Annotated in this window: 13 protein-coding genes; all 13 read right to left on the reverse strand. The window is 67.2% G+C overall.

Annotation, left to right across the window (positions count from 1 at the left end; all coding sequences use genetic code 11):
- Positions 1–9 precede the first annotated feature (9 nt).
- Genes lpxB through pyrH form a run of 13 tightly spaced genes read right to left on the reverse strand, consistent with a single transcriptional unit; the run spans position 10 to position 12,771 of the window.
- On the reverse strand, positions 10–1,179 hold the full coding sequence (gene lpxB / locus AC1RRR_RS04450; RefSeq protein ID WP_492810877.1) for a lipid-A-disaccharide synthase: 1,170 nt from the start codon (positions 1,177–1,179) through the stop codon (positions 10–12).
- Positions 1,179–2,021 carry a UDP-2,3-diacylglucosamine diphosphatase gene (lpxI, locus tag AC1RRR_RS04455; RefSeq protein ID WP_492811765.1) on the reverse strand — a complete coding sequence of 281 codons (843 nt, stop codon included), beginning with the start codon at positions 2,019–2,021 and terminating at the stop codon, positions 1,179–1,181. The genes lpxB and lpxI overlap by 1 nt, the downstream gene beginning before the upstream one ends.
- A 9-nt stretch (positions 2,022–2,030) precedes the next feature.
- Positions 2,031–2,822 carry an acyl-ACP--UDP-N-acetylglucosamine O-acyltransferase gene (gene lpxA, locus AC1RRR_RS04460; protein WP_492810879.1) on the reverse strand — a complete coding sequence of 264 codons (792 nt, stop codon included), beginning with the start codon at positions 2,820–2,822 and terminating at the stop codon, positions 2,031–2,033.
- Positions 2,819–3,298, reverse strand: a complete 480-nt coding sequence (gene fabZ / locus AC1RRR_RS04465) for a 3-hydroxyacyl-ACP dehydratase FabZ (protein ID WP_291878197.1) — start codon at positions 3,296–3,298, stop codon at positions 2,819–2,821. The genes lpxA and fabZ overlap by 4 nt, the downstream gene beginning before the upstream one ends.
- Positions 3,299–3,300: 2 nt before the next feature.
- Positions 3,301–4,320, reverse strand: coding sequence for a UDP-3-O-(3-hydroxymyristoyl)glucosamine N-acyltransferase (lpxD, locus tag AC1RRR_RS04470; RefSeq protein WP_492810882.1), 1,020 nt, complete (start codon positions 4,318–4,320; stop codon positions 3,301–3,303).
- 53 nt (positions 4,321–4,373) lie between these two features.
- Positions 4,374–5,012: an OmpH family outer membrane protein gene (locus AC1RRR_RS04475; protein ID WP_492810884.1), complete on the reverse strand. Its 639-nt coding sequence runs from the start codon at positions 5,010–5,012 to the stop codon at positions 4,374–4,376.
- Positions 5,013–5,014: 2 nt separating this feature from the next.
- Positions 5,015–7,378 carry an outer membrane protein assembly factor BamA gene (bamA, locus tag AC1RRR_RS04480; protein ID WP_492810886.1) on the reverse strand — a complete coding sequence of 788 codons (2,364 nt, stop codon included), beginning with the start codon at positions 7,376–7,378 and terminating at the stop codon, positions 5,015–5,017.
- 20 nt (positions 7,379–7,398) lie between these two features.
- Positions 7,399–8,595 carry a M50 family metallopeptidase gene (locus AC1RRR_RS04485; protein ID WP_492810888.1) on the reverse strand — a complete coding sequence of 399 codons (1,197 nt, stop codon included), beginning with the start codon at positions 8,593–8,595 and terminating at the stop codon, positions 7,399–7,401.
- A 21-nt stretch (positions 8,596–8,616) separates the two neighbouring features.
- On the reverse strand, positions 8,617–9,819 hold the full coding sequence (gene dxr, locus AC1RRR_RS04490) for a 1-deoxy-D-xylulose-5-phosphate reductoisomerase (protein ID WP_492810889.1): 1,203 nt from the start codon (positions 9,817–9,819) through the stop codon (positions 8,617–8,619).
- Positions 9,807–10,634, reverse strand: a complete 828-nt coding sequence (locus AC1RRR_RS04495; RefSeq protein WP_492810891.1) for a phosphatidate cytidylyltransferase — start codon at positions 10,632–10,634, stop codon at positions 9,807–9,809. The genes dxr and AC1RRR_RS04495 overlap by 13 nt, the downstream gene beginning before the upstream one ends.
- Entirely contained in the window at positions 10,612–11,388 is a 777-nt protein-coding gene (gene uppS, locus AC1RRR_RS04500) for a polyprenyl diphosphate synthase (protein ID WP_492810892.1), read from the reverse strand. Before uppS ends, AC1RRR_RS04495 begins: the two co-directional genes overlap by 23 nt.
- Positions 11,389–11,438: 50 nt before the next feature.
- The gene (gene frr / locus AC1RRR_RS04505; protein WP_492810893.1) at positions 11,439–12,005 is read right to left on the reverse strand and encodes a ribosome recycling factor; all 567 of its coding nucleotides are present in this window, start codon (positions 12,003–12,005) and stop codon (positions 11,439–11,441) included.
- A gap of 28 nt (positions 12,006–12,033) precedes the next feature.
- The gene (pyrH, locus tag AC1RRR_RS04510) at positions 12,034–12,771 is read right to left on the reverse strand and encodes a UMP kinase (RefSeq protein ID WP_492810895.1); all 738 of its coding nucleotides are present in this window, start codon (positions 12,769–12,771) and stop codon (positions 12,034–12,036) included.
- Positions 12,772–12,851 lie beyond the last annotated feature (80 nt).

The raw sequence follows: 12,851 nt of genomic DNA on the forward strand, positions 1-12,851 counted from the left end.
AAGCTCTGGTTAACCACCTTGACCGTGGACCTTCAGGAAGCCCAGCAGGGCGTCGGCGGCGGCCTCTGACGGGTCGGGCATGCCGCGCCCCATCTTGTCCAGCGCGGCGCTCTGCTCGGCCGCCTGGCGGGCGCGCAGGGCCGGGTCGTCGAGCAGCTTGCCGACCTCGCGCGCCAGCCCTTCGCCGTCGCAGGCGTCCTGCAGCAGCTCAGGGGCCACGGCCTTACCGGCGGCGATGTTGAACAGCGTCACCCACTTGGGTTTCATCAGACGCTTGAGGATGGCGTAGGTGATCGCGCCGGTCTTGTAGCCGACCACCATCGGCGCGCCGGCCAGGGCCAGTTCGGTCGTCACCGTGCCGCTGCACGCCAAAGCGACATCGCCGGCGACGAAGGCGTCATCCTTCAGGGCCTCATCCTCGATCACGTGAGCACGGAACGGCCAGCCGGCGACGCGCGCCTTCACGGCCTCGACCACGGTGTAGGCGGCGGGGATCACCACAACCAACTCGGGCCGGTCGGCCTTCAGCCGGCGCACCGCGTCCTCGAACGCCGGCATGACACGCTCGATCTCGGATGGGCGGCTGCCGGGCAGCACCAGCAGGATCGGATCCGTCGCCGATGCGCCCACGGCGGCCCGCAGGCGCGCGCCGTCGGCGTGGTCGAAGCGCTTGGCCAAAGCGGAGTTGCCGACGAAGACGTTTTCCAGCCCGGCGGCGTCGAAATACGGCTTGTCCATCGGCTGGATCGACAACAGCAGGTCGACGGCCTTGGCCAGCCCTCGGGCGCGGCCTTCGCGATAGGCCCAGACCTGCGGCGCGACGTATTTCACCAGCGGCAGTTTCGGATCGAGCTTCCGCAGAGCCTTGGCCAGGCGGATGTTGAAGCCCCAACTGTCGATCAGGATCGCCACATCGGGCTTTTCCCGGGCCGCCAGGGCCACGGAGTCGTCCAGGCGGGCCTTGACCGTCGGATAGGCCTTCAGGCCCTCCCAGATGCCCAGGATCGACAGCTGGGCGATGTCGAAGGGGCTGGTCACCCCCTGCTCGGCCATCTTAGCCCCGCCAACGCCGACAAAGGTCACCTGGTCGCCCAGCCGCGCCCGCAGCGCCTTAGCCAGGCCGGCGCCCAGGGCGTCGCCCGAAGCCTCGGCGGCGACCAGCATGACTTTCAGAACCATCAGGGCCGCCCCTGCGGATCGACCCCCAGCACGAAGAGGCCCAGGTCGTCGGCGCAGGCGATCACCGCCTCGCGGTCGACCACCAGCAGGCGGCCGGTCTCGCCGACCACGCCGACCAGTCCCGCGCGGGCGGCGCGTTGGATGGTGGCGACGCCGATGGTCGGCAGATCGACCTTGGTCTCTTGGATCGGCTTGGGCGCCTTGGCCAGCACGCCACGTGGACGCTCGGCTGAGCCCCGGACGGCCTGAGGCAGCTGCTCCACGCGGCGCAACATGGCGTCGGTGCCCTCCTGGGCCTCGACGGCCAAAACGAGGCCATCGCAAACCACGGCGCCCTGCCCCACGTCCAGGCGGCCGATCTCGCGGGCCACGTGCAGGGCCTTGTCGATGTCGGCCATCTGCTCGGGCTTGGGCGTGTGCTTGCCCAGGCGGCCGCGCGGCAGGGTCATCTCGCCCATCACCTCGTGGGCGCCCTCGATCTCGAAGCCTTCCTTCTCGAACTCGTCCAGCACCCGGCGCAGCAGGGCGTCGTCGCCCTTGCGCGCGGCGACGATCAGGCTGGGCAGCACCTTGACGCCCCGAGCATCGGGCAGCAGCTTCGAGAAATCGGGACGGCTGACATTGCCGGCGAAGCAGACGACCTCGCAGCCCTCGGCCTTCAGCGCCTTGAACGCCTTGCCAAACTCGCCGATGCCGACCTCGACGCCGGGATAGCGGGCCAGGGTCGGTTCGGCGAACCCGCGCAGGCGCATGACGGAAAACGCCCGTCCGGCGGCCTCGCAATGGGCCGCCAGTTCGACGGGAAGCGACCCGCCGCCGGCGATCAGACCCAGCTTGCGCATCATCAGACTCTAGACTTCCCGCTCGGGCAGGCAGAGCGGGCGGTTGGCGTCGGCGCGGATGAAGTCGACGATCTCCATGACTTCCGAATTACCGGCATGGATCTCAGCCACGTCGTCCAGGCGCTCCTGGAAGGTGCCTTCGTCGGCGAACATCAGGCGATAGGCGGCGCGCAGGGCGTTGATCGTCTCGCGCGAGAAGCCCCGGCGTTTCAGGCCGACCAGGTTCAGGCCCTCGAGGTGGGCGTGGTTGCCCCACACCGAGCCGTACGGGATGACGTCCTTGGTCACGGCGGCCAGGCCGCCGATGAAGCTGTAGCGGCCGATGCGCGAGAACTGATGCGCGGCGGCCAGGCCGCCCATGAACACGTAATCGCCGATCGAGACGTGGCCGCCCAGGGTCGCGCCCTTGGCCAGCACCACGAAGTCGCCGACGATGCAGTCGTGGGCGACGTGCGAGCCGACCATGTAGAGGCCGTCCGAACCGATCGTGGTCACGCCGCGGCCCGAGGCCGTGCCCGTGTGCATGGTGACGTGTTCGCGGATGATGTTGCGCGGACCGATCAGGAGCTCGGTCTTCTCGCCCTTGTGGCCCAGGTGCTGCGGCGGTCCGCCCAGATTGGCGAACGGATGCACGGTGCAGCCTTCGCCCAGGGTCGTCGCACCTTCCACCACCACGTGCGACAGCAGGCGCACGCCGGCTTCCAGGGTCACGTCGGGGCCGACGATGCTGTAGGGCCCGATCTGGACGTCCGAGGCGATCTTGGCCTCGGGAGCGACGATGGCGGTGGGATGGATCGTCATGCCTTGGGCCCTGTCTCGACGACCATGGCGGCGAACTCGACCTCGGCGGCGACCTTGTCGCCGACCTTGGCCACGCCCTTGAACTTGAAGATCGACGAGCGGGCGCGCAGCACCTCGACTTCCATGCGGATCACGTCGCCGGGACGCACGGGCGTGCGGAAACGGGCGTTGTCGACCGACATGAAGAAGATGGTCTTGCCCTCGGTGTCGACCTCCAGGCTCTTGCTCATCAGCACCGCGCCCGTCTGGGCCAGGGCTTCGATGATCAGCACGCCCGGCATCACCGGATTGCCCGGGAAGTGGCCTTGGAAGAAAGGCTCGTTGACCGTCACGCACTTGATGCCGACGATCGACTTGTGGGCCTGGTAGTCCTCGGCGCGATCGACCAGCAGGAACGGATAGCGGTGCGGGATGCGCGCCAGGATCTCGGCGATGTCGATGTCGGTGCGCACCGTTTGCTCGGTGTTCTCGGTCATTGTCAGCCCTTCGTCCCTCGGCCGCCCGCCATGCGCGACAGCCATGCGGTCTCCCGAAGCCACCGCTTGAGCGGTCGCGCCGGGAATCCCGTCCAAGTTTCACCCTCCGGCACGTCCTTGAACACCGAGGCGGCCGCCCCGATGCTCGCGCCCGAGCCGATGTTCAAGTGGTCGGCGACGCCGGCCTTCCCGCCGAACGCGACGCCGTCGCCGACGACCGTACTGCCCGACAGCCCCGTATAGGCCGCCAGCACGCAATTGCGTCCTACACGGACGTTGTGCGCGACATGCACCAGGTTGTCGATCTTGGTGTTCTCACCAACCGTCGTGTCGGCGAAAGCCCCGCGGTCGACACAGCTGTTGGCGCCGATGGTGACGTTGTCCTGGATCACCACCCGCCCCAGCTGAGGCATGTCGACCATGCCGCGCGGCCCGGCGGCGGCGCCAAAGCCCGCCTCGCCCAGCACCGCGCCGGCCGAGATCGACACCCGGTCGCCCAGTAAGGCAAAGCCGATCACGGCGTTGGCGCCGATCACGCCGTCGCGGCCGATCAGAACGCCCGGACCGATCACGGCCCCGGGTCCGATCCGTGTGCCGCGCCCGATGCGAGCGCCCTGCCCGATCGTCACGTTCGGCGACAGCAGGACGCCATCCTCGAGTTCGGCTTCGGGATGGATCGCGGCGGCGCCCGCTTCATGGCGGCGCGGCGCGTGCAACAGGTTGGCGGCAGCGGCCCAGGCGGCCTGCGGATGCTTGGTGACCAAGGCGGCGCAGGACGCGGGCAGGAAATCCTTGTGCTCCGGACGCACGAAACAGGCGCCGGCCTGGGTGGCCCCGGCGGCGTCCTTGCGCTTGGCGTCGGAGAAGAACGTGACGCCCTGCGCGTCGGCCGTATCAAGCGGCGCGGCATGGGCGATCAAGCGGTCGCCCGCACCGGCGTCCGCCAGTTCGGCGGCGCCGGCCCGGGCCAACTCGGAAAGCGACGCCGGACCCGGGCTATCGAAGAAACGCGGGTCCGGCATGGCTCCTCACGGCAAAAACGTTCCCCTAGGTAATCCTAAGGGAGACGATTCGCTTACTTATTGGACGGCTGCAGCGCGCCAGCGCCCGGGACCTGCTGGTCCAGACGTTCGCGGTCGAAGGTCAGCGTCTTGATACGGGCGTCCAGAGCGGTCACCACGGCGCCGGTGATGTCCATGGCCGGGTTGGCCAGCATCACGGACTCACGGTCGAACAGGACGCTGCACTTGGCGGCCTGGTAGGCCTGCTTGATCGGCGTGTCCATCTCTTGATAGACGCGCGACAGGGCCTTCTGCTCGGTGGCTTCCACTTCGCGCTGGCGCAGCTGGCCCTTGCGCTGCCAGGCGTTGGCCTTGACCTGCAGGGCGGCGGCTTGCTGCTCCAGGGCGTCCTGAGCCGTGGTCGCCTTCTTGGCGTCCAGGGCCTTGCCTTCATTTTCCAGAGCCGTGCGCTCGCCGTTCAGTTCGGCGGTCACTTGCTGGGTGATGGTTTGCAGGCGAGCCGAGACCGCCTTGCCGACTTGCGAGCCGCCAACGACGCTCTGGGTCGACAGGATGCAGATGCCCGGCAGGGCCGGACCGTGCGAGATGGCCGCAGCGGCCGGCGCGGCGGCAGGAGCCGTCTGGGCCGAAGCGCTGGTCGCGATAGCGAGGGCGACAACGCTGGACGCGGCCGCGGACAGGAACTTGGACATGTTTATTGGAACCTTGTGGAGGTGGAGAACCGGAACGTTTCGGTTCGGTCGTAGCTTTCCTTGGCCAAAATACGGCTGATATCGAATCGGATGGGACCCATGGGGGACTTCCAGTCGATCGAGATACCGGCCGTGGCACGCAGGCCAAGGTTATCCTTGATGTTGGGATCGAAGATGCCGGGCGACCTCTGGCGATCCACGTCATCCAGCAGACCGGCCGTACCCACGTCGCTGAACAGCGCGGCCTTGATGCCGTACTGCTCGGGCAGGAAGGTCGGAACGGTCAGCTCGAAGGTGCTGATGGCGTAAAGCTTGGCGCCCATCGAGTTGTTGTTGCTCGAGATGTCGCGCGGGCCGATACCGGCGATCTCGAAGCCGCGGAACGAGGTGCCGCCGCGATAGAAGCGGTCGTTGATGCGGACGTTGTCGCCGCCCCAGCCCTCGATATAGCCGAACGAGCCAGTGGCGCTGAAGATCAGGTCCTTGGTGAAGCCCCAGTACCAGCCGGCGTCGGCTTCGGTCTTGAGGTACTTCACGTCGCCGCCGATGCCGGCCAGGTCCTGGTTCAGGTCGGCGAACCAGCCGCGGGTCGGGTTGATCGGGTCGTTGCGCTTGTCGATGCGCAGGCCGTAGCCGATCAGCGAGGTGATGTAGGCGCCGCGCTGCAGGCAGAGGATCTGCGAGACCGAGCCGCTGGTGCAGAGGTTGTCGGCCACGTCCACGTTATCCTGGCGGATCGTGTAGCGCAGGTTCATCGACGAGTCGTTGGTCAGCGGGAAGCCGAAGCGGACGTCGCCGCCGACCGACTTGGTGTCATAGGCCGCGTAGTCCGACAGGTCGTAGCGGAAGGTGTACAGGTTCACACCGGCGACCAGGTTGCGGCCCAGGAAGCGCGGCTCGGAGAAGCCGAAGTCGATCTGCTGGCGCAGCGAACCGACCGAGGCGCGGGCGCGCAGGTTCTGGCCGCGACCGCGGAAGTTCCGCTCGGTGATGCCGACGTCCAGCACCAGCTTGTCGATCGAGCTGTAGCCGGCGCTGAACGACAGTTCGCCCGTCGGCTGCTCCTCGACCTTGACCCGCAGCGCGGTGCGGTCCGGGGCCGAGCCCGGCGCGTCCTCGATCTCGACTTCCTTGAAGAAGCCCAGGCGGCGGATGTTGTTCTTCGAGCGGTCGACCAGCACGCGGTTGTAGGCGTCGCCCTCGGCCACTTCCAGCTCGCGGCGCAGGACGTAGTCCAGCGTGCGGGTGTTGCCGACGATGTCGATGCGGTCGACATAGACGCGCGGGCCTTCGCGGACCTGGAAGACCACGTCCACGGTCTTGGTCTCGCGGTTGGGCACGTACTTGGGACGCACGTCCACGAAGGCGAAGCCGGCGGCGCCCGCCGCGAAGGTCAGGGCGTCGGTGGCCTGCTCGATCTTCTCGTCTTCGTACAGCTGACCGGCGCGGATCGGCAGGATCTGGGCCAGCAGGTTGCCGTCCAGCTTCTTCAGCTCCGTTTCGACGGTCACCTTGCCGAACTTGTATTTCGGACCCTCGTCCAGGGTGTAGGTGACGGCGAAGCCGTTCTTGTCCGGCGCCAGTTCGGCCACCGACGAGACGACGCGGAAGTCGAAGAAGCCGCGGTTGCGGTAGTGCTTGCGCAGCTGCTCGCGGTCGTACTCGATCCGGTCGGGGTCGTAGTTGTCGTTGCTGGTCAGGATCTTGTACCAGCGGCTTTCCTTGGTCACGACCACGTCACGCAGGTCGTTGTCCGAGTACTCGCTGTTGCCCAGGAAGTTGATCCCGAGGACGCCGCTCTTGGGGCCTTCGGCGATTTCGAACACCAGGTCGACGCGCTTCTGCGGCAGCTCGACCACCTTGGGCGTCACGGTCGCCGAGATACGGCCCGAACGGCGATACAGTTCGATGATGCGCTGGACGTCGGCCTGCACCTTGGCGCGGGTGAAGATGCCGCGCGGGCGGATCTGCACTTCGTCCTTCAGCTTGTCTTCCTTCAGGGACGAATTCCCCTCGAAGACCACCTGGTTGATGATCGGGTTTTCGACGACCTTCACGACCAGGTCGCCGCCCTGCATCTCGATCTTCACGTCGGCGAACAGATCGGTGCGGGCCAGGGTCTTCAGCGCCAGGTCAAGGCGCTGGGAGTCGACCGTGTCGCCCGGCTGGATCGGCAGATACGACAGAACCGTGCCCTGCTCGATACGCTCGTTGCCTTGCACGACGATGCGCTGGACCACCCCGGTCTGGGCGGACTGCGCGAAGGCCTGCTGCGGAGCCACCAGGGCCGTCGAGCCGAGGAGCAGCGCCATACCCGTGGCGAACGCGGCGCTGTGGGCGCGAAGTTTGTTCATGTGACCAATCATGGACGGAGGGCGAGCGCTGTTCACGTGAACAGGCCGCCGATGAATTTGAACACGTCGTAGCGGTTGAGGTCGTTCCATGCCGCGAACAGCATGAAACCCAGGATCAAGGCAAGCCCCGCGCGGAAACCGGCTGCCTGGAAATCCGCCCGCAGGGGACGTTTAGCGATGGCTTCGTAGGCGTACATCAGCAGATGGCCGCCATCGAGGACCGGGATCGGCAGCAGATTCATGAAGCCGATGCTGACCGACAGGCTGGCGATCAGCAGCATCGACGAGATGAAGACGCGCAGCGCCATGGTGGCGACATCGGGCGCGCCAGCCGCGCTGGCCTTGGTGACGGCGCCGGCCGTGTGGCCGATGCCGATCAGGCCGCTGATCTGGTCGGCGGGGAGCTGACCGGTGACGAGACGACCCAGATAGAAGCCGATCGTCTTGATCATGCCCCACACCTCGACCGCGGCGTCGGGAATAGCCGACAGCACGCTGGAGCGCTTGAACTGGGTGATCCCGGCATTCTCGATGCCCAGTTGGCCCGTCTTCATGCGGCCGGTGATCTTGTCGTTGATCTCGACGAGGCGCGGCGTGGCGGTCAGCTGGACCTGCTGCGGGCCCCGGGTGACCGTGAACTTGATCGGCAGGTTGGCGCGCAGCGAGACATAGCCCTGCAGATCCTGGAAGGTGCCGATCTTGCGGCCGTCGGCGGCGACGATCACGTCGCCCTTCCGGAAGCCGGCCGCCTCGGCCGCGCCGCCGGGCACGACGCCGTTGACCGTGGCGGCACGCTGCGGCGTGCCGACCATCACCAGGAAGACGGCCATGATCAGGATGGCCAGGACGAAGTTCGAGATCGGTCCCGCCGCGGCGATGATCGCCCGCTGCCAGACCGGCTTGAAATGGAAGTACTTGGCGACGCCCTCTTCGCCTTCGCGCCGCACGATCGACTCGCGCATGGCGGCCAGATTGTCCTGGTCGGGCACGCTGGCGGCGTTCTCGTCGCCCGAGAAGCGGACATAGCCGCCCAGGGGGATCGAAGCGATGCGCCACTCGACGCCCTGCTTGTCGCGCCACGAGACCAGCGGCGGGCCAAAGCCCAGCGAGAAACAGTCGATCGCCACGCCACAGGCGCGCGCGGCCCAATAGTGCCCCAGCTCGTGGATGGTCACCACGACGGACAGCACGAAGACCGTGGACAGGATAAAGATCAAAACGTCGGTCATGAGATGGCCGGGTCCCCCGGGTCAGCGCCCGCGATGCTTTTGAGCGACAACCTCGGCCGCAATGCGGCGAGCGCTGGCGTCAATCATCATCGCGTTCTCGACCGCATCGTCGTTATTCGTGGCGGAGAGACTGCCAAGACTGTTCATACGCTCGAGGGTCCCCGCCACCGAGGCGGCAATATCGAGAAACCCGATACGCCGGTCAAGGAAGGCGGCTACGGCGACCTCGTTGGCGGCATTCATAGCCGCCGGAGCCGCGCCCGCCAGCCTTAGCGCCTCACGGGCGATCGCGATCGACGGGAAGCGGTCCAGATCGGGCGATTCGAAGGTCAGCTGGCCGTAGGCGGCCAGATCCAGGCGCTTGGCGGGCCAAGGCAGGCGGTCAGGCCAGGCGAAGGCGCAGGCGATCGGCGGACGCATGTCCGGCACGCCCAGCTGGGCCAGGGTCGAGCCGTCGGCATATTCCACCAGGCTATGGATCACGGACTGGGGGTGGATCACGACGTCGACACGGTCTTCCGGGGTTCCGAACAGGTACGAGGCTTCGATCATCTCGAGCCCCTTGTTCATCATCGTCGCGGAATCGACCGAAATCTTGGCGCCCATAGACCAATTGGGGTGGGCGATGGCCTGTTCCGGGGTCGCCACGGCCATGGCGGCCTTGTCCCAGGTGCGGAACGGGCCGCCCGAAGCGGTCAGGATCAGGCGCGCCACGCGGTGGGCGCAGTCGGGCTGCAGCACCTGGAATATTGCGGAATGTTCGGAGTCGACCGGAATCACCGAGCCGCCGGCCGCCTTGGCGATAGCCAGCAGGGCCGGACCGGCGCAGACGAGGCTTTCCTTGTTAGCCAGGGCGATCACCGCGCCGGTGCGGGCGGCGGCCAGGGTGGGCGCCAGGCCCGCCGCGCCGACGATGGCCGACATCACCCAGTCCGCGCCCATGGCGGCGGCCTCATTGATCGCCGTCGCGCCGGCGGCGGCGCGCACGCCGGTTCCGGCCAGGCCGTCCTTCAGCTGCTGGAGCTTGGCCTCGTCCTCGATGACCGCGACCTGCGGCTTCCAGCGCACCGCCTGCTGGATCAGGCGCTCGACATTGCGCCCCGCCGTCAGGGCCAGGATCTCGACCTCGACGCCGGATTCTTCGAAGAGGCTGAGGGTGGAAAGGCCGATCGACCCGGTCGAACCCAGCACCACCACCTTACGGGGAAGGGTCAATGGGACCATCCCACATGGTCGACCAGGCGGACGGCGGCGACCACGATCGCCGCGAACATCAACCCGTCGACGCGATCCAGCAAGCCGCCATGGCCCGGAATGATGTCGCCGCTGTCCTTCACGCCGAACCGGCGCTTGAGCATCGATTCCCAAAGGTCGCCGGCCATGGTGGCCAAGCCGCCCAGCAGGCCGACCAGGGCCGCGGCGGGCCAGACCAGCCGCAAATGAGCGAAATGGGCCACCAGCACGGCGCCGATCGTCGCCGCCACCAGGCCGCCGATGAAGCCCGACCAAGTCTTGTTGGGCGAGATCTGGGGCCACAGCTTGGGCCCCTTCAGCAGGCTGCCGGCCACATAGGCGAAGATGTCGGCGAACCAGGTCACCACGAACAGCAGCAGCGTCCACCACAGGCCGTCCGGCAGCGAACGGACCCACACCAGGGCGATAACCGCCGGGGCGATATAGACGACGCCATAGGCCGCGTCCGCGCGGCGCTCGACCGCGCCGCGCGCGATCAGCCCAGCCAGGAACGCGCCGACCAGCACGACCGACCAGGCGATGAAGAACTGATGCAGATAGGCGGCGATAACCGCGATGGCGCAAAACAGGCCGACCACGGCGCCGACGGCGTTGGGGGCCTTGGGCGCGCTGATCTTGCCCCACTCCCGCGCCAACAGCGCGGTGCAGACCAGGGCCAGGGCCAGGAACCAGAAATTCCCCAGCCAGACGGCGGCCACGACCGTAGGCACGAGCACGGTGGCCGAAACCACACGCGTCTTCAGATTGCCCCAGTTGAAGCGCTTAGCCGGCGACGGCGACGTCATCGGCCGCGATCCCTCCGTAACGTCGATCGCGACGGCGATAGTCGGCGATGGCCGCGGCCAGGGCCTCGGGGCCGTAGTCGGGCCACAGCACGTCCTGGAACACCAGTTCGGCGTAGGCGCACTCCCACAGCAGGAAGTTCGAGATGCGGCGCTCGCCGCTGGTGCGCACGATCAGGTCCGGAGCCGGCGACGAGGCGGTCGACAGGAACCGCTCGAACGTTTCTTCGGTCAGGTCGGAAGCCTTGGCCTCGCCCCGCTCGACCTTCTCGGCGAAGGCCCGCGCGGCGTCGGTGATGTCGGCCTGGCCGCCATAGTTGAAGGCCACTTGCAGGGTGAACTCGGTATTGCCGGCGGTGCGCTTCTCGGCCCGGTCGATGACCTCGGCGATGTCGGCCGACAGACCCGTGCGACGGCCGATGATGCGGACGCGGACGCCCGCCTTGGCCAGGCGCTCGAGGTCCGATTCGACATAGGCCTTGAGCAGGCTCATCAGCTCGGAGACCTCGTGCGCCGGTCGGCGCCAGTTTTCGGTCGAGAAGCCGAAGACCGTCAGCACGCCGACGTTTTGACTCTGAGCGCCCTCGACGGTGCGCTTCAGGGCGTTGACCCCGGCCCGGTGGCCGAGGACGCGCGGCATCCCCCGCTGCTTTGCCCAGCGGCCGTTGCCATCCATGATAATGGCCACGTGCAGACGTTGGCCGGAAGCGCCGTCGGCGCGTTCCGAAACGTTCTGCAGACCGGTGGTCGCCGGCATTGTCTTCAACCTTCCCTCGTCGTCTCCCCACTAACTCTCAAGGGAGGCGCTTAGACCTGCATGATCTCTTGTTCTTTGATTTTCAAGGCCTCGTCGACCCGCTTGATGGCCTCGTCCGTGATCTTCTGGACCTCGGTTTCCATCTTCTTGCGTTCGTCCTCGGCGATAGCGCCGTCCTTCTCGGCCTTCTTCAGGTCGTCATTGGCGTCGCGGCGGACGTTACGGACGGCGATCTTCTGCTGCTCGGCGTACTTGCCGGCGATCTTCGAGAGATCCTTGCGGCGCTCTTCGGTCAGCGGCGGGATCGGAATGCGCAGATTCTGACCTTCGACGACCGGGTTCAGGCCCAGGCCCGACGCGCGGATGGCCTTCTCGACCGAGACGACGACGCCGCGATCCCAGACGCTGACATTGATCTGACGCGGCTCGGGCACGCTGACCGAGGCCACCGCGTTCAGCGGCGTGGTCGAGCCGTAGGCCTCGACCATCACCTGGTCCAGCAGGCTGGCCGACGCACGGCCGGTGCGCAGGCTGGCGAATTCGTCCTTCAGGGCGGCGATCGTCTTGTCCATGCGGTCGCGGTAGCGCTGCAGAACGGGTTTCTCGGCGGCGGCCATGGCGGGCTCTCCTCGCTATTCTCTATCTTCAGGCGGCGCGGTCGGAGACCACGGTGTGCGTCCCCTCGCCTCGCAGGACGTTCAGCAGGTTGCCGCGTCCCTTGATCGAGAAGACCACGATCGGAATGTTGCTGTCGCGCATCAGCGCCACGGCCGAGGCGTCCATGACCCGCAGGTCCTTGGCCAGGACGTCCATATAGGTCAGGAGGTCGTAGCGCTCGGCCGTCGGATCCTTCTTAGGATCGGCGGTATAGACGCCGTCGACGCTGGTGCCCTTGAACAGGGCGTCGCACTCCATCTCGGCCGCGCGCAGGGCCGCGGCGGTGTCGGTGGTGAAGTACGGGTTGCCGGTGCCGGCGGCGAAGATCACGACGCGGCCCTTTTCCAGGTGACGCTGGGCGCGACGGCGGATGTAGGGCTCGCAGACGGTGGCCATCGGGATGGCCGACTGCACGCGGGTCTGGACGCCGATGCGCTCCAGGGCGTCCTGCATGGCCAGGGCGTTCATGACGGTGGCCAGCATGCCCATGTAGTCGGCGCTGGAGCGCTCCATGCCCTTGGCCGCGCCGGCCATGCCGCGGAAGATGTTGCCGCCGCCGATCACCAGGCACAGTTCGACGCCCGACTTGACGATCTCGGCCACGTCCTGGGCGACGGATCCGACGGTGTTGGTGTCGATACCGTAGGGCGTGTCGCCCATCAGGACCTCGCCGGACACCTTCAGCAGGATGCGGCGGTATTTCTGAGGTGCGTTGGTATCGGACATGGGACCGCTATTCCTGAGTCGTCGGCACGCACATTACGGTGCGTTCTACAGAAGTGGGATGTGTTTTGCCAACCAGGCTT

It is taken from the genome of Caulobacter sp. GW821-FHT12D05 (assembly GCF_058807295.1).

Bases quoted from the DNA above. Each gene is read 5' to 3' on its own strand.
- uppS (WP_492810892.1), bottom strand. From the start codon at position 11,388: ATGCCGGCGACCACCGGTCTGCAGAACGTTTCGGAACGCGCCGACGGC.
- lpxI (WP_492811765.1), bottom strand. From the start codon at position 2,021: ATGCGCAAGCTGGGTCTGATCGCCGGCGGCGGGTCGCTTCCCGTCGAA.
- lpxD (WP_492810882.1), bottom strand. From the start codon at position 4,320: ATGCCGGACCCGCGTTTCTTCGATAGCCCGGGTCCGGCGTCGCTTTCC.
- fabZ (WP_291878197.1), bottom strand. From the start codon at position 3,298: ATGACCGAGAACACCGAGCAAACGGTGCGCACCGACATCGACATCGCC.
- frr (WP_492810893.1), bottom strand. From the start codon at position 12,005: ATGGCCGCCGCCGAGAAACCCGTTCTGCAGCGCTACCGCGACCGCATG.
- AC1RRR_RS04485 (WP_492810888.1), bottom strand. From the start codon at position 8,595: ATGACCGACGTTTTGATCTTTATCCTGTCCACGGTCTTCGTGCTGTCC.
- lpxA (WP_492810879.1), bottom strand. From the start codon at position 2,822: ATGACGATCCATCCCACCGCCATCGTCGCTCCCGAGGCCAAGATCGCC.
- bamA (WP_492810886.1), bottom strand. From the start codon at position 7,378: ATGATTGGTCACATGAACAAACTTCGCGCCCACAGCGCCGCGTTCGCC.
- lpxB (WP_492810877.1), bottom strand. From the start codon at position 1,179: ATGGTTCTGAAAGTCATGCTGGTCGCCGCCGAGGCTTCGGGCGACGCC.
- dxr (WP_492810889.1), bottom strand. From the start codon at position 9,819: ATGGTCCCATTGACCCTTCCCCGTAAGGTGGTGGTGCTGGGTTCGACC.
- AC1RRR_RS04495 (WP_492810891.1), bottom strand. From the start codon at position 10,634: ATGACGTCGCCGTCGCCGGCTAAGCGCTTCAACTGGGGCAATCTGAAG.
- pyrH (WP_492810895.1), bottom strand. From the start codon at position 12,771: ATGTCCGATACCAACGCACCTCAGAAATACCGCCGCATCCTGCTGAAG.
- AC1RRR_RS04475 (WP_492810884.1), bottom strand. From the start codon at position 5,012: ATGTCCAAGTTCCTGTCCGCGGCCGCGTCCAGCGTTGTCGCCCTCGCT.